Below are 19,545 nucleotides of genomic sequence, written 5' to 3' on the forward strand. Positions count from 1 at the left end.
TACGATCAATCAAAACACAGAGAAGCTGCGCCAAGCAGTACCCGCGTCGTTCGCTAATGTCGCTCTTTTGATTGTGATTGTTTTTAAATAATATGGTGTCAACCAATACGCGAAGCGCTCGTTAATCGCAGGCAAAATGTATTCAAATGAAGCTGAAATGCCGCCGCCGATCAAGATAGTCGTAATGTCAAGAATACGGATCATGGAAACAAGCCCTTCGCCAAGCAAATAGCCCATTTCATTGAAAACCTGCTTTGCAAGCTCATCGCCGCCCGCAGCAGCAGCTACAAGTCCGGTGGTGGAAATTGTCCCGTCGGATGGAAGCTGAGTCTGGCCCGTGTAATTTGCGCGCATTGAAATGGCAAGGTCCAGCAATTCTTTTTTACCAATATTTCTTTCCAAAACTTTACCGTTTTTCGAAGGAACATGGCCTGGCTCCATTGCATTTCCGCCGCCGCCTTTAAAGACTTTCTTGTCAATAATCGCCGCGCCGCCAATGCCGGTGCCCAAAGTCACGAATATGTAATCTTCCGGAAGTTTGTCTTCGCCAAAATAATACTCACCCAATGCAGCTGCATTCGCATCGTTTTCAAGATAGAAATCATGGGTGGGAAATCTCTTTTTCAGATCAGGAACAATCGCTATTCCATCAATTTCAGGGATTGCAGTAATCTCGATCAATGTTGTTCTGTCGCGGGTGGTAAGGCCCGGAACACCAATTCCGACTCTTTTAACCTCGGGATATTCTACCAGCTGCAAAGCAATTGCATCGCCCAAGCGGTCTATAAAATGTCCTGAACTGCGCCAGCTGGCGGTATCGTGACTATAAAAGTTTGAAATTCTTCCATCCGTAGCGTCAACGATCCCCATTTTTACGTTGGTACCGCCCACGTCTATACCGAGGTATTGTTCCATTGAAAATGAAATATGGGTTTAATAAATAATTTTAAAAATGCGGCAATTTAGTAAAATTGCGCTATTGTTCACTAATCAATCTAAATCTCCCAATTGCGGGCGGATTAGTATTTCCTCCATCACGGCACGCGGTGAAAGCGCGTATGCCGCCCAGATCGTATCTGCAATGTCTTTGGCATCCATGAACCGGTCTTCCGGCAAATCCGTCCCCTTCCAGCTATCTGTAAACGTTGCTCCGGGAAGCACCGCGGTTACTTTTACCTGATGCGGCTTCAATTCCTCCCGCAAAACCTTCGTCATCCCGTAAAGTGCAAACTTCGAAATGCAATAAGAACCGCCGTTGGGATAAGCTATAATGCTGGCTGTGGAGCACATTGTAAAAATATGGCCTTTTTTCTGTTCCATCATGCCTGGCACAATGGCGCGGGTCAGGTGATAAGCACTGTAAAGGTTTGTCTCAATCGTTTTTTCCAAAGTCCCTTCCGCTTCATTATGGATTTGTCCCGGAATGAATACGCCTGTATTGTTGATTAGGACTGCTACAACCTGCTTTTTTGAATTAATAAAATCAATGAATGCTGCAAGCTCTTCTTTTTCAGAAAGGTCGGCCGCCATGTAATGCAATGCTGTTTCCGTAAACCGGTTACTCATTTCATTTCCAAGCGCTTCGAGGTCCTGTGTATTTCTGGCACAAGTGATTACATCAAAACCTTCACCGAGGAACCGCTCAATGCACGCTTTCCCAATCCCTTTCGTCCCGCCGGTAACAACCACTAATGGATTCATTTTTCTGATTACTTCTTTTTTTGCCTAATTTTCCCGAAAATATTGAATACAATTAAGATATTATGTCTGTAATCGGGAAATACTTCATTTTTTTAGGAACATTATTCGGAAAGGGTGAAAAGTTGTCCGTCTATTGGAGGCGTTTAATGGAAGAATGTGTGGGGATCGGGGTGAGTTCAATATTTATTGTTGCCATCGTTTCTACATTCATAGGCGCCGTTTCCTGCATTCAAACGGCCTATAACCTCGTCAGCCCGATCATCCCGATCTCAACTGTTGCACTGATCGTGCGGGATATGGAAATCCTCGAACTCGCACCCACGATCACGTGCATTGTTCTCGCCGGAAAAGTAGGCTCCAACATTGCCAGCGAACTTGGCACCATGCGCATTACCGAGCAAATCGACGCCCTGGAAGTGATGGGCATCAATTCATCGTCTTATCTGGTTTTGCCAAAGGTCATCGCTGCCATGCTGACATTTCCAATGCTCGTTATTTTTTCTGCATTTCTCGGGATTTTAGGCGGTTATCTGGCCGGAACGTTAACGGGTGTAATTACCGAACGGGATTTTTTGTACGGGATCCGGGATTCATTTGTGCCTTACAACATTTTTTTCATGTGTATCAAACCATTCGTTTTTGGGTTTTTGATCGCAACAATATCTTCATTTAAGGGATTTTTTACAGAAGGCGGTGCGTTGGAAGTGGGTAGGTCGAGCACAGAAGCGGTGACAAATAGCTGCATTTCCATTTTAGTGGCAGATTATCTGCTTGCACAGCTTTTATTGTAAAGCCTTTTATAGCCATGGATCGCATAACGAAATCAGCAAATGATTGAAGTAAATAATATAGCCAAAGCATTTAATGGTAAGGAGGTTTTAAAAGGCATTACTGCAACATTTCAAAAAGGAGAAACCAATCTTATTATCGGCGGCAGCGGGACGGGAAAAAGCGTTTTGCTCAAATGCATGATCGGCTTGGTAAGGCCGGATCAGGGCCATGTGCTTTATAATGGTCGCGATTTTTACAATTGTGACAAAGAAACCCAGCAATCCATCCGCCGCGAAATGGGCGTTCTTTTCCAGGGTGGTGCACTTTTCGATTCTAAAACAGTCGAAGAGAATGTTCGCTTTCCGCTGGATATGCTTACTGAGCAAAGCCATGATGAAAAGCGCGATCGTGTTGCATTTTGTTTGCAGCGTGTAGGGCTTGAAGCTGCTGCCAAACGCATGCCTTCTGAAATCAGCGGCGGGATGAAGAAGCGCGTTGGAATCGCCAGGGCGATTGTTATGAACCCGATGTATCTTTTTTGCGACGAACCAAACTCAGGTTTGGACCCGCTCACTTCTGTGAAAATTGATGAGCTGATCAAAGAGATCACCGAAGAATATCAGATTACGACCATTATCATCACGCACGATATGAATTCCGTGATGGAGATCGGACAGAACATTATGTTCCTTTATCAGGGAAATAAACTTTGGGAAGGGGTTAATTCGGATATTATCAAAACGGATGTGCCTGAGCTTAAAGAATTTCTCTTTTCCAATAAGCTGCTCCGCGAAATGGAGCGGTAATCTATTATCGCTTCTTGAAAAATGGCAGGTTTTTCCGTTCGATCAGGAAGACGGCCAAAGCAAATAGCGCAAGCACAAGCATGTGCACGGGAACGGCAATGTAAAGATTCGGGATTTTCACGAATGTGGAAGCCGTGATCAAGAAGTCCGCCCACGCCAATGTAGCCGATTGCAGAAACCACATCATAAGGCACCGGATAATATTTTTGCCCGAAATAATAACACAGCGCGACCATGATGAATGAGGACGCCGCAAATGCGATCGCAAAGCCAAGATAACCGATCACCGGCACGAGCATAAAGCTGGTCCCGATCGTGATTGCAGCACCGAGTAATGTCAGCCAGGTTCCATATTCTGTCTTGTCTGTAAGCTTAAACCATGTTGCCAAGTTGTAATAAACCCCCAGAAACAGATATCCAGCCAGCAGCCAAGGCACAACGGGAAGCCCTTCGTGATAGATCTTTTGTTTCAAAAACAGCTCCGCCAGTAAATCCAGGTTAAGGCAAATCCCCACCCACATCAGCACGCAAATGATGATAAAGTATTTTGTCACTTTGGCAAAAACAGGGGGCGCATTCTTGTCTTCCCCTCTTGAAAAGAAAAACGGCTCAGCCGCATATTTGAACGACTGGATCGCCAGGTTCATGAAAATCGACAGCTTATAGCATTGCACATAAATCCCAATCGCCTGCTTGGAAGTGCGTCCCGGATAAAAGTTTTCCGGTAATAAGAATTGAATAAATGCTCTGTCAAACAGCATATTAAGCACGCCGCCCGCATTCATAATCATGATCGGATAAGCGTAAATCCAGACTGGCCGGAAAAGTGTTTTGTTGAATACGAACCTGAAATCTGCAAATTCCTTCCTTAACATCCAGAAAAACAGCAGGTTGGCAATAAGGTTAGCCATTACAATGTAATCCGGAGCACGTCCGGGATCATAAATCGCGTCGATGGCCGGTTGCAGGAATTGCAAGTATTTGCCGGCATAAATATCCCGGCATACGATGAGGAAAAACAGGTTCAGGAAGATGTTGATGCCAATGTTAGCAACCCGCAGGATCACAAACTTCTTGCCCTTGCCTTCGAGCCGCAGTCTTGCAAAAGGAATGGACACAATGCCGTCGATGGCCATGATAATGGCAAACATGCGCACAAGCGCTACGCTTTCCGGATATTTGATAAACTCAGCCGCAGGACCGGCGAAAATGAAAAGCAGCCCTGAAAAAAATACGCTGATCAGGATCACCGCACTCAGAATAAGGTCATAATAAGCTTTTCGGTCCGTTTCTTGTCTTGCAAAACGGAAAAACGCAGTTTCCATCCCGAATGTATAAAGCACCATAGCAAGTCCCGCATAAGCATAAAGCTGGCCTTGGGCGGCAATTTGTTCAGGTTCAAAAAGTTTGGTGTGTAGGGCAACCAGCAGATAATTCAAAAACCGCCCCAGCATCGTGCTGATGCCATAAATTGCGGTGTCACTGGCCAGTTTTTTTAAAACGCTCATTGATTAGCTAGCCTGCGGCATGTATTTACAGGTGACCGCAAATATAGAACAAGGAGTGTACAATCTATATCAAACGATATAAAGTACACTCCCTGGAAGAGCAAAATGCTCAATGACTTTTTAGCGGGTTAATTGCGGATGTCCGTAATGATGCGTTCAATGACTCTTTCGATACGTTGCCATCCTTCGTCGGAATGAAGGTCAACATCAATCATTTTTTCGCGGTAATCAGTGGAAATGGTCATGAAATAGATGCCTGCGGAGAGAAACGAAACCAATGCACTCGTGTCACTGTAATTGGGAAGGTCGCCGATCTTATCCAGAATGCGCGTTGCAACCTGATTTCGCGCATCAGAAAGCATGGACTTTCCCGTGCCGATTTCCCACCGTAACAGGTCCCTTGTTGCTTTTCGTTCGCGCAGATCGTTCATAAATGTGTGCATGAGGCTGGTAAGCGCTTTGCTTCTTTCGTCCGGGGCAAGTGCAGGAATGTTGTCAATGTAGTCGCTGCCGGTTGTGGAAGTGTATTCGCCCGACCTCACGTATTGTTCCATCAGTCCGTCGACACTTTCAAAATAGCGGTAAATGAGGACTTTGTTAACGCCAGCGGTGCGTGCAATCAGGTTTACTCCAACTTTCTCTGTTCCATGCTGTTCGATTACTTCACCGACAGCCTTCAAAATCTTACTTTTTGTCCGCTCTCGGTCGCGCTTTTTAATCTTGTCAACTTTCATATGGGTGCCATTTTTAGGTTAAATCATAGTAAATTTAGTATTTCAAATGGAAATATTTCAGGCTACAAATGCCTCATGTCACCAATTCCGAAAATAAGTTGCTTTGGGGGGTGTTTATCGATAAAAATGGCCAATTAAGAGATAAAATCGGCCAATTCATCGACTAATTTGTATCGATTCTTAAAAAGGAAGGCATAAAAAAAAAGCTCACTTTTGATGAGCTCTTTAAGTTACTGTTGGCCGACAAGGACTCGAACCCTGAATAAGACAACCAAAATGTCCTGTGTTACCATTACACCATCGGCCAAAACCGTAAACAGTGGTGCAAAAGTAATGCGGCTATTTCAAGATGTCAAATTTTTTGAGAAAAAAATTAGATACTTTTTATTTCCACATTACCTGCGATCTTCTTTACCAACCCCTGCAACACCTTTCCAGGGCCACATTCAATGAAGCTTTCTGCACCGTCAGCGACCATCTGCTCAATGGATTGCGTCCATTTTACGGGTGCGGTGAGCTGTGAAATCAGGTTCTCTTTAATGACATTCACTTCGGTTGCCGGTTTTGCATTTACATTTTGATAAATCGCGCAGATAGGCGGCTCAAACTGGGCTTCATGTATGGCTGTTGCCAATTCTTCCCGTGCAGGCTCCATCAAAGGCGAGTGAAACGCGCCTCCAACCGGCAATATCAATGCTCTTTTTGCGCCTGCGGCCTTCAAAAGCTCGCAAGCTTTCTCCACTCCTTCAATGGTGCCCGATATCACCACTTGTCCGGGACAGTTATAATTCGCCGGAACAACGATTTCGTCCGTTATGCCCGCACAAATCTCTTCAATGATGTTATCCGCAAGTCCAAGGATCGCAGCCATGGTTGAAGGACGGATCTCACACGCTTTTTGCATGGCATCTGCGCGTTTTGCAACCAGTTTCAAGCCATCTTCAAATGACAAGGTGCCAGCTGCAACCAATGCTGAAAATTCACCCAGTGAGTGGCCTGCAACCATATTAGGACAGAAATCGGTGCTGATCTTCGCCAGAATCACCGAATGAATGAAAATCGCCGGCTGGGTTACATTCGTTTGCTTCAATTCCTCGTCCGTGCCTTCGAACATGATTTTGGTTATATCAAAGCCAAGCACACTGTTTGCCTGGTCGAACAGTGCCTTAGCCGAGTCGGAAGATTGATATAAGTCGAGTCCCATTCCTTTGAACTGGGATCCCTGTCCTGGAAAAATGTATGCACTTTTCATGATGATCGTTTTCGTTTGCGAATAAAAAAAGCCCGATCTGCTGATCGGGCTACAAAGAAAATACTTCAATGTGAAAGAAAAAAGGCGACGTTACCTGATGATCTGCACCCAGCCTTTCAATGTAGTAGGCGTGCTTTCTCTTTTTGAAGACTCGAAGTAAATGGTCACTTCGTAATAATATTGTCCTGCTGCCAGGTCTTTTCCGCCATTGGTTTTACCGTTCCAGTTGATGTTAACGTCATTGGTTTTATAAACCTGCGCGCCCCATCTGTTGAATGCTTTGAATTCAAGCGACTGCACAAATGCTGGGCATTCATAGGGTTCGAAAACATCGTTTTTAGCATCACCATTTGGCGTAAACACGTTAGGCAGCACATACATCGGGCAATTGTCTTTGCAAACAATGTTGCTAGGCGCACTTTCGGCCCCAAACCGGTTCACAGCCGTTACATAATAACAACCTGCAAAAGAAGTAAGGCCTTCGTGTGCAAATGTGGTGGCCAGCGGCGATGGAGGCGTGGTAACCGTTGCTATCAAAGTAGGCGTTTCTCCTTCATAACGGGCATAGTAAATGCGGTAAGCAGATACATTAGGATCACAGTCTTTCCCATCCACGGATTGCGGATAAGTCCATGATAAATTATTGGTAAGACCGCTCGGACTGCAAAAAGCCTCCGGGTGCGCTTGCAACGAATCACAGTTAAGCACATCAATGGCCAAAACAGGCGGACAAGGCTTGGTTGTATCCGAGGACGAAACACAAAGGATCTGAGAGAAGTTATATAGCAGCGAGGGCTTGATCTGACTGTTATTGTAAGAACCTTCGGTTTCTACTTTATAGCAATAAGTGGAATCGCTGATAATGGTTGTGTTGACGGTGCCATCAGCTGCATATTTATCAGAGCCATCATCCACATAACTGAATGTCTGAGGGCCTTGCACGGTTACATCTGCAATCCGGTTGAATGTGCCCGGCCTTGTTTTGTCTTCACGATAGATCCTGTGCGTGCGGTTGCCATTATCCCAGGGCACAAGCGCCGACCAGTTCAGGCGGATGCGGTTTGGTTCAGCAGCGCCTTGTTCAAGCCTTACCGAGCTGGCCGTCTTAATGTCTTCCATTTTGACCAATGTGCCGCCCTGGGTTGCATAATATTCCAGTTTGTAATTGTATGCATTGGCCAATGTGTTCAGGCCGCGGTCTACAAAGATCGTATCCGGGGCACTAGGTGTAAGGTTAGTATTAATGCTGGCAATCTGCGTGAAAGCCGTTCCATATCTGTCCCCACGGCGCGGAAAAGGCGATATTGAGCAGGCAGTGCCGGAGGAAGCAGCAGGCTTTGTCCATTTTACGGTGATAACGCCTCTTGTTTCGCTGGTTGAATCAACAGTAACATTGGTAATAACCGGTGCGAGCATGGGCAGATTCAGGCAAAATTCATCAGATGCAACACTTTCACCACCACCGATCAAACTTCCCGGCTCGTTAACATTGGTTCCGGGGCGGGGGAATTCAACAACAATCCTGTAACTATAAGAAATGCCGGCACGCAAGCCCTGCACCATTATCATTGTCCAGATAAGTGGTTTGGTTCACAGGCACACTTCCGATTTCCTGATAACCGCGAACCAGCCGGGATTCCTGTAACGCACTGACCGACAGGACATATCAGAACAGCCCTCTCTTCTGTAAATGACAATCCTCGCACCCCGCAACCTGACATTTGTAGGCAGTCCAGTTGAGGCGGTAAGCCGTTCCGGCCGGGTCCGTGGCGGCCACGGCCACTAATCCAAGCGGTTTTGGCCCATAAACTTTAATGCTAAGCGTGGTCATGTCCACCAGCTTACGGAACAGGTTTGGATTGGTGTTTCCTGCGGGAGCGTCTTCCACTTTAAACAGCACGTCGTAAGGCTCTAACCGGATATGGTTACACGATGTTTGCCATGTAAATTGTCCGGTGATCGTACCAATGCCAGACTGCTGAGGAACCGTAAAACGCGCCAAAGCTGGCGATATCAATGTGCTTTCGTAAACGCCTCCCGTTGAAGTCAATACAAGCTTATCACCATTTTTGTCCGTTGCCGTAACGGGCTGATTAATCAGCGTTCCTGCCTCCACGCAAATATCCGGAAGGGGTTGTGCGAGCGGCCGGTCGTTGCGCGCATCTTCCACAATGATCTGCATATCACGCACAATTTCACCAATAAGCACGCCATCACGATATTCTTCGACCACAAATGCGACGTTGTAATAACCTTTTGTAACCGGAGCATCCCAGGTCAAATCACCCGTGAGCCTGTTCATGCCAAAAGTGGCAGGCGAACCACCCGTTCGGTCCGTCCCGGCGCACCGATCTGGTTTGGGTTAACATATTCCAAGTTCACCCCGGCACCATTCGAAGTTCCTCTTTGTGGCGTGTACAGGCGATAAGCAAGGCTGTCACCGTCGGCATCAAATGCATTGGGATTGTGAATGTAACGTTGGCCAACAGCAGCAAGGTCAATCGGAGCATTCAGGAGCACGGGAGTTTGGTTCAAGCCAAAATTAGCGTTGATTTCCAGTGTAGTGCTTACATAAAAATTCAGATTTTGGGTCGGCGGAGGGCCAATGTTCAGAATGCCGTTGTTCCGGTTGTCTTCCTCAAAAGAAATCCTGAATTTCCCTGCCGACGGAAATGTGTAACGGACGATGTAAATATTCTGCGTTGTGTTGTTACCAATGTTGATAATCGGCAAAATCCTGGGCGCTTCAATGGGTCCGTTGCTGCCCACATAAAATTGTACGAAATTCTGCGCATTAGCAGCGCCCTCGCCATTTTGCATGTCAAAATAGGCAGTTAGCTTAATTTCGTAGGTCAGTGATGTTGCAGAAACACGCTTGGCTGTAATCTCACCCGCACGAATGTGCGTTGCCATTGCCTCAAAGCCAGCGCCAAGCAAAGTCAGGAAAAATGAAAATAATAATAGTCGTAAAGCAGATCGCATAAATATATAAGAGTCGAGCTTTTAGATAGAGGTTCAGGCAGAAAAACAGAATCTGTCAAACAAATAAATCAACGAAAATTTGCACAAAAATGTGTGCCCTATTACTGAATATAATAGGTGTTCTTGTAAACTTACAAAACAAGTTTATAATTAATGAAAGTATTGCCATAAAGTAGACTTATGGCAATACGCAGCAAGGAAGTTTGATTTTTGTTACCTGATGATCTGCACCCAGCCTTTCAATGTGGTGGGCGTGCTTTCTCTTGAAGACTCGAAGTAAATGGTCACTTCGTAATAATATTGTCCTGCTGCCAGGTCTTTTCCGCCATTGGTTTTACCGTTCCAGTTGATGTTAACGTCGTTGGTTTTATAAACCTGCGCGCCCCATCTGTTGAATGCTTTGAATTCAAGCGACTGTACAAATGCTGGGCATTCATAAGGCTCGAAAACGTCGTTTTTAGCATCACCATTTGGCGTAAACACGTTTGGCAGCACATACATCGGGCAGTTGTCTTTGCAAACAATGTTGCTAGGCGCACTTTCAGCCCCAAACCGGTTCACAGCTGTAACATAATAACATCCTGCAAAAGAAGTAAGGCCTTCGTGGGCAAATGTGGTGGCCAGCGGAGATGGCGGTGTGGTTACTGTTGCTATCAATGTAGGCGTCTCACCTTCATAACGGGCATAGTAAATGCGGTAAGCCGACACATTCGGGTCGCAGTCTTTCCCATCCACGGATTGCGGATAAGTCCATGATAAATTATTGGTAAGACCGCTCGGACTGCAAAAAGCTTCGGGATGCGCCTGCAACGAATCACAATTAAGCACATCAATGGCCAAAACAGGCGGACAAGGCTTGGTTGTATCTGAGGATGAAACACAAAGGATCTGAGAGAAATTATAAAGCAGCGAAGGCTTGATCTGACTGTTATTGTAAGAACCTTCGGTTTCTACCTTGTAGCAATAAGTGGAATCGCTGATAATGGTTGTGTTGACGGTGCCATCAGCTGCATATTTATCCGAGCCATCGTCCACATAACTGAATGTCTGCGGACCTTGCACGGTTACATCTGCAATGCGGTTAAATGTGCCTGGCCTTGTTTTGTCTTCACGATAAATCCTGTGCGTGCGGTTGCCATTGTCCCACGGCACAAGCGCCGACCAGTTCAAACGGATGCGGTTGGGTTCAGCAGCGCCTTGTTCAAGCCTTACTGAGCTGGCGGTCTTGATGTCCTCCATTTTGACCAATGTTCCGCCCTGGGTTGCATAATATTCCAGTTTGTAATTGTATGCATTGGCCAATGTGTTCAGGCCGCGGTCTACAAAAATATTATCTGCTACGTCAGGGTTAAGGTTTGTATTAATGCTTGCAATCTGCGTGAAAGCCGTTCCATTCTGTCCTACGGCGCGGAAAAGGCGATATTGAGCAGGCAGTCCGGAAGAAGCAGCAGGTTTGGTCCATTTTACGGTAATAACGCCTCTTGTTTCGCTGGTTGAATCGACGGTAACATTGGTCAATAACCGGCGCTAGCATGGGCAGATTCAAGCAAAACTCATCAGAAGCAACGCTTTCGCCACCTCCGATCAAACTTCCCGGCTCATTTACATTGGTTCCAGGACGGGGGAATTCAACAACGATCCTGTAACTATAAGAAATGCCGGCACGAAGCCCTGCACCATTATCATTGTCCAGATAAGTGGTTTGGTTTACACCAACGCGGCCAATTTCTTCATAACCTGAACCAGCAGGAATGCCTGTTATACAAACATCCTCAGGAATATCAGCGCAACCCTCGCGTCTGTAAATAACGATTTGAGCACCCGCAATCTGGCATTTGTACGAAGTCCAGTTGAGGCGATAAGCGGTTCCGGCTGGGTCTGTTGCGGCCACAGCCCTTAACCCAAGCGGTTTTGGCCCATAAACTTTAATGCTAAGCGTGGTCATATCGACCAGCTTTCGGAAAAGAGCCGGATTGGTGCCGGGCGATGGCGAATCCTCAACTTTGAAAAGCACATCATAAGGCTCTAAACGAATGTGATCGCAGCCTGTTTGCCACACAAATTGTCCTGTTGCCTGTCCTTGCTGACTTTGAGAAGCAGTAAATGCTGCGAATGCCGGTTTAATGAGTGATCCCTGATAAACACCGCCTGTGCTCGTCAAAATCAATGGATTTCCGTCTTTATCAACGGCTTTGATCTGCTGGCTAATGCGCGTTCCGGCCTCGACGCAAAGCGGCTCCAAAGGGTCAATAGTTGGTCTTGCATTGCGGGCATCTTCCACGAGGATCTGCATGTCACGCACAATTTGACCAATAAGCACACCGTCACGCCATTCTTCGACCACAAATGCGACATTATACTGTCCTTTCACCGCGGGAGCATCCCAGATGAGGTCTCCGGTCACGGCATCAATTCTGAATGTGGCAGGCGTTGCACCCGCTTCTGTTCTTCCCGGAGCGCCGATGAGGTTGGGATCTTCATAGGGAATGTTGATTCCATTGCCTTTTCCGTCTCCTCTTTGTGGGGTAAAAAGTTTGAACGAAAGGCTGTCGCCATCCGCATCAAATGCATTGGGATTGTGAATGTAACGCTGGCCAACGGCAGCAAGGTCGATAGGCGCATTCAGCAGGACCGGCGTCTGGTTTGAACCGATCGTTGGGTTGATTTCAAGGGTTGTATGAACGAAGAAGTTAATCAGGTTGGTCTGAACCCCTTTGTTAAGGTTCAATGTATTCGCATTCCGGTTATCCATTTCAGCCGAAATCTCGTAGGTTCCTGCTGACGGGAATGTGAAAGTCGTAACATACTCGTTGAATGTCGTGTTGTTACCAATGTTGCGGACTGTGGAAGTTACTCTCGGAACATTGCGCGGTCCTTCGCTTCCAAAAAAGAAGTTGATCGAAGTTGCAGCATTGGCAGCGTCAATTCCATTTGGGCCAACATCGAAATAAGCCGACAAACGGATTTCATAAGTAAGCGAAGAAATCCTTCTTGCTGTAATTTCCCCTGCCCGAAAGTGCGTTGCATACGACGTTAAGGTTGAAAAAAGAACGAGAAAGATCGAGAATATCAGAGGAAGTCGTAAAGAAGGACGCATACGAGTAAATTAATGGATCGCCGGTGTAAAAACTTCAACGAAAAATTTTGTCAAAAGTGTGTATGATTTTGACATAGAACCACGTGTTTGGCGTGAATTTTTTCGAGGTGCTCCGGCTTGGTAGAAACCTGATGTAGTTGGCAATAACTATTTCTTCATAATGATTATAAATAATAAGCCCCACTACAAAAATGGAAACGTTTTTTTGCCTTGCATGGGTTTGTGATATACCTTTGAAAGGTTCTAAATATACCTAATTTTTTTGCACTATAACGATTCGTTTTTGATATGTCGTGGTTTTCACAAACGTTAACGAGCTCCATTGGTAAGAAACTTCTGATGGCTCTTACCGGATTATTTTTGATAAGCTTCCTGGTGATTCATGCCACCATTAATGCGATGATTTTTTACAATGACGGTGGCGAAACATTCACGCATTGGGGGCATTTTATGGGTACAAATCCCATTGTGCGGACACTCGAGATCGGACTGATCGCAGGATTTTTGCTTCACATTGCGGATGGGTTAATTCTTTGGAAAAACAACAGCGAAGCGAGGCCGGTCGGCTATGCGGTGAGTAACCCTTCTGCCAACAGCACCTGGTATTCAAGAAGCATGGGATTGCTTGGGACTTTGTTACTGATCTTTTTGGTTATTCACACTGCCCATTTCTGGATTCCTAACCGTTCTAACCAGTTTGCGACAGGAGAAGAGCTTAACCTGTATCAAATGATGCTGGATATTTTCCAAAACCCGTGGGTTGTTCTGATTTATGTGTTGGGCTGCATTTCGCTTTTCTGGCATTTGCTGCATGGTTTTAAAAGTGCTTTCCAGACATTAGGCTGGAACCACGTGAAGTACAATGGCACAATCAATTTTGTTGGAACAGCGTTTTCTATCGTTGTGCCGATCCTTTTTGCATTAATGCCTATTTCCATCTATTTGGGATGGGTTGACTAATCGCTGCAAATGAGCGCAGTGCTATTTTCAATTAACTTTTTGATTTAAATAACATTCAATATATGGCAACTTCATCTCGTCTGGATGCCAAAGTACCACAAGGACCACTGGAAACTAAATGGAGTAAATACCGTTCATCTGTTCCACTTGTAAACCCTGCCAACAAACGTAATACTTCAAGATCATTGTAATTGGCACTGGCCTTGCGGGAGCTTCGGCTGCTGCTACGCTTGCTGAGCTTGGTTATAAAGTAAAAGCGTTTTGTTTTCAGGATTCTCCGCGTCGCGCGCACTCCATTGCTGCACAAGGAGGAATCAATGCTGCTAAAAATTACCAGAATGACGGAGACTCGGTTTACCGTCTTTTTTATGATACAATTAAAGGAGGAGATTATCGCGCAAGAGAAGGGAATGTTCACCGCCTTGCCGAGGTTTCCGGAAGCATTATAGATCAATGTGTGGCTGCCGGTGTGCCGTTTGCACGTGAATACGGCGGTCTGCTTTCAAACAGATCTTTTGGTGGAACGCAGGTTCAGCGGACATTCTACGCGGCTGGACAAACGGGACAACAATTGCTTTTGGGTGCTTACTCGGGTTTGCAACGCCAGGTTGGAATGGGAACGGTTAAAATGTATAACCGCCATGAAATGCTTGACATTGTTAACATTGATGGCAAATGTCGCGGGATCATCGCCAGAAATCTGGTTACAGGTGAACTCGAAAGACATGCTGCACACGCTGTGTTGCTTTGCTCAGGCGGATACGGAAACGTGTTTTATCTGTCGACCAATGCAATGGGAAGCAATGTTACTGCTGCTTGGAAAGCCCACAGACGCGGTGCATACTTTGGTAACCCTTGCTTTACACAAATTCACCCGACCTGTATTCCGGTTTCGGGCGAGCATCAGTCCAAGTTGACGCTGATGTCAGAGTCGCTTCGTAATGATGGTCGTATCTGGGTTCCGAAAGCGAAAAACGATACGCGTCCCGGAAACGAAATTCCCGAAGAAGAGCGTGATTATTACCTGGAACGTCGTTACCCTGCATTTGGTAACCTTGTTCCGCGTGACATTGCTTCGCGTGCTGCTAAGGAGCGATGCGATGCAGGTTATGGCGTAGGCTCATCCAAACTAGCTGTATTCCTTGATTTTGCCGCAGCCGTTGAACGTTATGGCCGCGCAGAAGCAAATAAGAATAATGTTCACAACCCGTCCGATTCCGACATTACACTTTGGGGTAAGGCAGTTGTGAAAGAGAAATATGGTAACCTGTTTGACATGTACAAGCAGATCACCGGTGAAGATCCTTACGAAGTTCCAATGCGCATTTACCCGGCTGTTCACTACACAATGGGCGGACTTTGGGTTGATTATAACCTGATGACGACAGTTCCAGGACTATATGCATTGGGAGAAGCGAATTTCTCCGATCACGGAGCGAACCGTTTGGGAGCTTCTGCTTTGATGCAGGGATTGGCTGATGGATATTTTGTAATTCCTTATACAATCGGTGCTTATCTGGCTAATGAGATCCGGGTAGGGAAAATTTCTACGGATCATGAGGCTTTCGTAAACACGGAGAAAGAAGTAAAAGAACGCATTGACAAGCTGATCACCATTCAGGGAAAAACATCTCCTGAAGTGTTCCACCGCCGTCTTGGCAAAATTATGTGGGATAAATGCGGTATGGCGCGCAATGAGCAGGGATTGAAAGAAGCGATTTTGGAGATTCGTGCATTAAGGAAGGAATTCTGGAGTGATGTGAAAGTGATGGGTAAGATCAATGAATTTAACCCTGAACTTGATAAAGCCAACCGCGTTGCTGACTTTATCGAATTGGGCGAGCTAATGTGTCTGGATGCATTGGATCGCAATGAATCATGCGGAGGCCACTTCCGTGAGGAATACCAAACAGAAGAAGGTGAAGCAATGCGTGACGACGAAAACTATATGTACGTGTCGGCTGGGAACACAAAGGGCCTGAGGAGTGGGAGTTGCACAAAGAAGTGTTGGAGTACGAAAACATAAAAATTGCACAAAGAAGTTACAAATAACCTCTTTGCACATTTAACAATCTTGATATAAAGGACATAGTTATGGAAGGAAATATGAGTTTGTCCCTAAAAGTGTGGAGACAAAGCAATAAAGATAGCAGGAGATTTTGAGAATTATAAGTTGAATGGCGTTTCACCAGACATGTCATTTCTGGAAATGTTCGACGTGCTTAATCAGCAGTTGATCGAGGAGGGGACAGAGCCTCTCGCGTTTGACCACGATTGGGGATTTGTGGCTCGTGCGCCATGTATATCAACGGCCGTCCGCACGGACCTTCGAAAGGCGTTACAGTTTGCCAGTTGCACATGCGCTCGTTCAATGATGGCGACACCATTGTGGTAGAACCGTGGAGAGCAAAAGCATTTCCGGTTATCAAAGATTTGGTTGTAAGCCGCGATGCTTTTGACCGTGTAATTTCTGCGGGTGGATTTATTTCTGTTAACACAGGAAATGCCCAGGATGCAAACAGCTTGCCTATTCCAAAAGAAGCAGCAGACGATGCATTCTCTGCGGCAGCCTGCATCGGATGCGGAGCTTGTGTAGCGGCTTGTAAAAATGCTTCTGCAATGCTTTTTGTTTCCGCAAAAGTTTCTCAGCTGGCGTTATTGCCACAAGGACAGGCCGAGCGCAGCATTCGTGCAGAGAAAATGGTTGCACAAATGGACGCAGAGGGATTCGGAGCTTGTACGAACACCGGCGCTTGCTCGGCAGAATGTCCGAAAGAGATCAGCATGGTGAACATTGCCCGTCTGAACCGTGAATATATCGGTGCGAAATTCTCTTCAACGGCAGTTTAATTTCACGGAGCGTAAGCATCGTTGAACCAGCGAGAGGAAAGCCAGGGTTTCACATTTTTGTTTACAATAATGTTGTCCTGGATTTGAATGAATGAAAGTTCGATCAGGGAGATACACGGAAACGTTGTATCTCCCTTTTTTATCCAGTCGTGTAAAATGCTGGCTTCCCGTTCGGCAGTGTAAAACTGTCCGCCGGAGCTGATAAATTCAGAAAGCGGGTTTCTCTTCTTCCAGACGGGGAAAACGAAACTTTCCACCCGCGGAGCTCAGTACAAGATAAGATTCAGTGAACAAGCCTGCACTGTCGCGCCATTTCGCGGAGTATTTATTTGCCTTTTTTAAGATTTTCAACGATTGCAACTTAATGCTTTCCTGATGTGCGCGCTGGGTAAATTCAATCTGCATCAACGGGTCGTCTGGTGATTTAATACCCAGATTTGTTAAAGCGTTAAGTCGTAGCTGAAAAGGAGAGCTGGCTTTTTGCGGATTATTTAGGAGCGACAAATAATCAGCTTTTCTCACCTGCTTATATTCCAGCATTTCAGGATAATATCGCCAGAAAAAGAGCAACCAAAGGTAGATGCAAGCCATATTAATCATGTGAAGCGACAAATTCAATGGTGTGCCTGCAAACTGCCGGAGCAGCATATTGTATGTTGCAAGCACGCACAATGTGGAAATGATCTTGTATCTGTTTTCAACATATGAGCCACGGCCAAGGCTCACTGCCACAGCCGATAGCAGTCCAAAGAGAAACACGCCAACCAGAAACTGAACGGAAGGATCTTTCCTAAGCGCCGTGAAGCCGCTCCTGTAAAGGCATAACGCAAACAATACAATGATCAGAAAACCTGCTACAACACACGTCATTTGTGTGCCTCTTTCCTGAATGTCGAATGTGCCGCCGATGATTCCAAATGACACTTCGAACATAGCCACGAGCTTATCGACAACATGAGTGCTTTCCGGCATGGTGAAATGATAGGAGTGAAAATAAAGTGTAATCGAAGCTGATCCGGCCAACAACATTAAAACCAGCTTTGTAACATTGCAGCTGTTACAGGCAATCAGCAGAACAATTATCAAATGATAGGTCCCGTTCCGCTAGAAAATGTTGTAATAAATGCAGCAATAACCCCCAGACATTGCCAAAATATGCGGGACCTGGTGAGCAGCCAAACAGCCATGCAGGCAAGCGCTATTACACCCAGATTTTGCAGATTGCTTGTTGCCCACAGTAAACTCCCGATATGCTGAAAATGAAGGGATAAAAGGATAACCGGGACTATGGCCAGGATGTTCTTGCTGGTCTTGTAAGCATCAAAACAAAACAGGCCTGCAATGAGAAACAGACTCGCGCTTCCCAGGAAAATAAGGTGTCGAAGGTTTATACATCCCCAGACATAATAATCCAGCAGAACAATTAGCCTGGCGAACAAGATCCGATGTTCATTGTGTTGCCGAAAGACGAAATGCAACTTTCTGGCTCGATCGAGTCGGATCGTAAATATTGGATGATAAAATCGAGCAACGCATTGTAATCATCGATAAATGGAATATCAAGCGCAGCATCGAAAATGAAGAAGGATAATGTTGCAGCACAACCACCAGCGATCAAAAGCCAGATGAAGCGGAAATGTGTGAAAATTGAGGACATATCTTTTATAAATAGCGGAGGAAGAAATGCTATTTATAAAAGCGGCGCTGTCATGGCAAAATCCGTTGATTAATGGGTGGCCCCAGATTATTCTACGGGGCATAAAAAAGCAGGCCGCTAATCAATAGCGGCCTGCTGTCATTTATATCGGTATGCTTAGTCTTTCTTAGTCGAGTCAGCTTTTGCTGTTCCTTTGCCTTTATATTCTTTGTTAAGGCCGTCAAGAATCTCTCTGCGTTACGTCCAATGATGGATTAGCAAACAAAATGCCGCCTCCAAGTGAGTAACCCAAAACGTATTCGAAATTGTTGTCTTTGTTGTATTTCTCAATGTAAGAGCGGATGTTTTTGTAAAGCTCTTCATTTTTCTTAGCCTCTTCCTGTCCTAATGCTTGTGCAGACTGATCGCGGTAAGCAACCAAATCCTGCTGTTTTTTCATCAATTGCGCTTCTGTCGAGCGTGCTTGCTCTGGCGTCATTGTTTGTGCTCTTTGTTGAAAAAACGCAACTTCATTTTGCAGTGAGCGACCTTTTGTAGTCAATTCATTTTCAAGTTGGAAGTTTTTATTTTCCAGCTCTTTTCTTGTATCCTTAAAGAATTCGTAGTTTTTCAAAAGAGAATCAACCTGAACATACACTGTACGGCGACCGGCTACGACACCTCCATCTGTTGCTACACCTGCATCCGCCGAAGGCTTACTTGAAAAATGTAAGAAGAATAACACCGCCACAGCCAGTGAAAGGACGATGTTCCAAATTAATGAAGTATTGTTGTTCACGTTTTTTGAGTTTTGTTTTTTGAACGAGCCGCAAAGATAATAATTTGTGTTTAAGTACAATGAATATCAAGGGCTGTGTCCACATTACGTTTTTAGGACAAACCGGCCGAAGGTTCCGCCGCGAACACCTTGCGGGTAAGGCTGCCCGAAAGTCCTGCTAACCCGCCTGTGAGCCCGCCAATAATCGCTGACACCAGCAGTAACAGCAGTCCGTTCGGCAGTGAAAATATGCCTGCGATCCGGTCAGACATGGCGCCGTCGGACATGAGGTGCAGATAAAATCCATAGGCGAGCCAAAGCAAGCTAATCGACAAAAAGCCGGTTCCAAATGCACCCGAAGCCGTTGCAGGGCGAATCAGAAAAACGAGAAAAGGAACAGCCGCAACAACCCACCAGGGAAGGAACACCTGCAAAAGGGCTGACGCAACGATAATGATGATAAGATTCAT

At 45.7% G+C, this 19,545-nt stretch carries 18 protein-coding genes, 1 tRNA gene and 3 pseudogenes; 5 read left to right on the forward strand and 17 right to left on the reverse strand.

What is annotated here, in order from left to right; all coding sequences use genetic code 11:
• Positions 1-5: 5 nt before the first annotated feature.
• Both AC0IYG_RS29200 and AC0IYG_RS29205 read right to left on the reverse strand, forming a co-directional pair.
• A pseudogene (locus AC0IYG_RS29200) lies at positions 6-915 on the reverse strand (ROK family protein).
• A gap of 75 nt (positions 916-990) precedes the next feature.
• On the reverse strand, positions 991-1,701 hold the full coding sequence (locus AC0IYG_RS29205) for an SDR family oxidoreductase (protein ID WP_471714570.1): 711 nt from the start codon (positions 1,699-1,701) through the stop codon (positions 991-993).
• 62 nt (positions 1,702-1,763) lie between these two features.
• Between AC0IYG_RS29205 and AC0IYG_RS29210 the strand changes: the two genes are divergently transcribed.
• Entirely contained in the window at positions 1,764-2,492 is a 729-nt protein-coding gene (locus tag AC0IYG_RS29210; protein ID WP_471714571.1) for an MlaE family ABC transporter permease, read from the forward strand.
• Between the two features lie 39 nt (positions 2,493-2,531).
• The gene (locus AC0IYG_RS29215) at positions 2,532-3,278 is read left to right on the forward strand and encodes an ABC transporter ATP-binding protein (protein ID WP_471714572.1); all 747 of its coding nucleotides are present in this window, start codon (positions 2,532-2,534) and stop codon (positions 3,276-3,278) included.
• On the opposite strand, the gene AC0IYG_RS29220 is transcribed toward AC0IYG_RS29215, so the two are convergent.
• The 9 genes from AC0IYG_RS29220 to AC0IYG_RS29260 all read right to left on the reverse strand — a co-directional run bounded on the left by AC0IYG_RS29220 (position 3,167) and on the right by AC0IYG_RS29260 (position 12,851).
• Positions 3,167-4,786, reverse strand: coding sequence for a lipopolysaccharide biosynthesis protein (locus tag AC0IYG_RS29220; RefSeq protein ID WP_471714573.1), 1,620 nt, complete (start codon positions 4,784-4,786; stop codon positions 3,167-3,169). The genes AC0IYG_RS29215 and AC0IYG_RS29220 overlap by 112 nt on opposite strands.
• 128 nt (positions 4,787-4,914) lie before the next feature.
• On the reverse strand, positions 4,915-5,520 hold the full coding sequence (locus AC0IYG_RS29225) for a TetR/AcrR family transcriptional regulator (protein WP_471714574.1): 606 nt from the start codon (positions 5,518-5,520) through the stop codon (positions 4,915-4,917).
• A gap of 236 nt (positions 5,521-5,756) precedes the next feature.
• Positions 5,757-5,827 (reverse strand) — tRNA-Gln (locus AC0IYG_RS29230).
• Positions 5,828-5,893: 66 nt separating this feature from the next.
• Positions 5,894-6,772, reverse strand: coding sequence for an ACP S-malonyltransferase (fabD, locus tag AC0IYG_RS29235; protein WP_471714575.1), 879 nt, complete (start codon positions 6,770-6,772; stop codon positions 5,894-5,896).
• 90 nt (positions 6,773-6,862) lie between these two features.
• Positions 6,863-8,341, reverse strand: a complete 1,479-nt coding sequence (locus tag AC0IYG_RS29240; RefSeq protein ID WP_471714576.1) for a T9SS type B sorting domain-containing protein — start codon at positions 8,339-8,341, stop codon at positions 6,863-6,865.
• A gap of 97 nt (positions 8,342-8,438) precedes the next feature.
• A complete protein-coding gene (locus AC0IYG_RS29245; RefSeq protein WP_471714577.1) occupies positions 8,439-9,074 on the reverse strand; it encodes a hypothetical protein in 636 nt (211 codons plus the stop codon).
• Positions 9,071-9,754 (reverse strand): hypothetical protein, encoded by a 684-nt coding sequence (locus tag AC0IYG_RS29250; protein WP_471714578.1) that lies wholly within the window; start codon positions 9,752-9,754, stop codon positions 9,071-9,073. Before AC0IYG_RS29250 ends, AC0IYG_RS29245 begins: the two co-directional genes overlap by 4 nt.
• Before the next feature lie 213 nt (positions 9,755-9,967).
• Complete coding sequence (locus AC0IYG_RS29255; RefSeq protein WP_471714608.1) at positions 9,968-10,993, reverse strand: T9SS type B sorting domain-containing protein; 1,026 nt, start codon at positions 10,991-10,993, stop codon at positions 9,968-9,970.
• A 121-nt stretch (positions 10,994-11,114) separates the two neighbouring features.
• Positions 11,115-12,851 (reverse strand): hypothetical protein, encoded by a 1,737-nt coding sequence (locus tag AC0IYG_RS29260; RefSeq protein ID WP_471714579.1) that lies wholly within the window; start codon positions 12,849-12,851, stop codon positions 11,115-11,117.
• A 288-nt stretch (positions 12,852-13,139) separates the two neighbouring features.
• Here AC0IYG_RS29260 and AC0IYG_RS29265 point away from each other — a divergent pair, with 288 nt between their 5' ends.
• The 3 genes and pseudogenes from AC0IYG_RS29265 to AC0IYG_RS29275 all read left to right on the forward strand — a co-directional run bounded on the left by AC0IYG_RS29265 (position 13,140) and on the right by AC0IYG_RS29275 (position 16,661).
• A complete protein-coding gene (locus AC0IYG_RS29265; protein WP_471714580.1) occupies positions 13,140-13,811 on the forward strand; it encodes a succinate dehydrogenase cytochrome b subunit in 672 nt (223 codons plus the stop codon).
• 62 nt (positions 13,812-13,873) lie between these two features.
• Positions 13,874-15,863 (forward strand): annotated as a pseudogene (locus tag AC0IYG_RS29270) (fumarate reductase/succinate dehydrogenase flavoprotein subunit).
• A 54-nt stretch (positions 15,864-15,917) separates the two neighbouring features.
• Positions 15,918-16,661: pseudogene (locus AC0IYG_RS29275) on the forward strand (succinate dehydrogenase/fumarate reductase iron-sulfur subunit).
• A gap of 2 nt (positions 16,662-16,663) precedes the next feature.
• On the opposite strand, the gene AC0IYG_RS29280 reads toward AC0IYG_RS29275, so the two are convergent.
• From AC0IYG_RS29280 to AC0IYG_RS29305, 6 genes are all read right to left on the reverse strand, one after another.
• Complete coding sequence (locus tag AC0IYG_RS29280; protein WP_471714581.1) at positions 16,664-16,918, reverse strand: hypothetical protein; 255 nt, start codon at positions 16,916-16,918, stop codon at positions 16,664-16,666.
• Positions 16,869-17,633: a hypothetical protein gene (locus AC0IYG_RS29285; protein WP_471714582.1), complete on the reverse strand. Its 765-nt coding sequence runs from the start codon at positions 17,631-17,633 to the stop codon at positions 16,869-16,871. The genes AC0IYG_RS29280 and AC0IYG_RS29285 overlap by 50 nt, the downstream gene beginning before the upstream one ends.
• 110 nt (positions 17,634-17,743) lie before the next feature.
• On the reverse strand, positions 17,744-18,100 hold the full coding sequence (locus AC0IYG_RS29290; protein ID WP_471714583.1) for a hypothetical protein: 357 nt from the start codon (positions 18,098-18,100) through the stop codon (positions 17,744-17,746).
• The gene (locus tag AC0IYG_RS29295) at positions 18,085-18,318 is read right to left on the reverse strand and encodes a hypothetical protein (protein ID WP_471714584.1); all 234 of its coding nucleotides are present in this window, start codon (positions 18,316-18,318) and stop codon (positions 18,085-18,087) included. The genes AC0IYG_RS29290 and AC0IYG_RS29295 overlap by 16 nt, the downstream gene beginning before the upstream one ends.
• Before the next feature lie 220 nt (positions 18,319-18,538).
• The gene (locus AC0IYG_RS29300) at positions 18,539-19,096 is read right to left on the reverse strand and encodes an OmpH/Skp family outer membrane protein (RefSeq protein ID WP_471714585.1); all 558 of its coding nucleotides are present in this window, start codon (positions 19,094-19,096) and stop codon (positions 18,539-18,541) included.
• Positions 19,097-19,188: 92 nt separating this feature from the next.
• Positions 19,189-19,545, reverse strand: coding sequence for a hypothetical protein (locus tag AC0IYG_RS29305; RefSeq protein WP_471714586.1), 357 nt, complete (start codon positions 19,543-19,545; stop codon positions 19,189-19,191).

The sequence above is a fragment of the Dyadobacter sp. AC419 genome, from assembly GCF_979253085.1.